The organism is Aminobacter sp. P4_D5, assembly GCF_056401815.1.
In genome coordinates this window covers 1-639 of sequence record NZ_JBFUIP010000890.1, presented here as the reverse complement: position 1 = coordinate 639, position 639 = coordinate 1, and the positions used below count along the sequence as shown (strand labels likewise).

The 639-nt window shown below is 71.5% G+C and carries 1 protein-coding gene; it reads right to left on the bottom strand.

Annotated features, from left to right (window positions below; translation table 11 throughout):
- The coding region (locus tag AC1DWF_RS35620; RefSeq protein WP_476843169.1) for a family 8 glycosyl hydrolase at positions 1–639 on the bottom strand (639 nt) is incomplete at both ends.

The following is a 639-nucleotide window of genomic DNA, read 5'->3' as shown; positions in this document are numbered from 1 at the left end:
GCCCTGCTGCGAGCCCACCAGCGCCTGGACCGCGCGCACCCCGGCGTGGCCGGCATAGGGGGGTATTTCACCCGTGCGCAGGTCGACCCAGGCCGGCGGTCGCTGGCGATGACCGGGATCGCTCCAGAAGCGGCGCGCGGCCGCGATCGTCTCGTGATCGACCCGAAGCCACGCCAGATTCAGCGGCACACGCAGGGCATCCCAGGAGAAGCGGACCGGCCAGGCCGGTGCCGGAATCGAGTGACCGCCGGCCTGCGGCAGCAGCAGCCAGTCGGGGGGCAGGTGCCAGCGACCCAGGGATGCCTCCCGGATGATCTCCAGGCCGTCGCGCTCCAGCCGGGCCCAGCGCCGATCGCTCACCAGCCGCGAGAGCGCGCGGAGCGCAGGAAAGGCGTAGTAGGAGGGGTTCACGACCGTGCCTTCGGCGCTACGGAAGCCGCCGGTGCCGGGCAGCAGGATCGTCCGGCCGTTCACCTCGGCCACGCAGCATTTCAGGATGTCCTCGGCCATGCGGGTCGCGGCGGCCCGATAGGCGGCGACTTCCCATCGCTCGGCGGCCTGGGCCAGCGCCCAGGCGATGTAGATGTCCCCGTCCGTGGCGTTGTTCGTATCGGCTACGGGAAAGCTGCTGCGGGAATC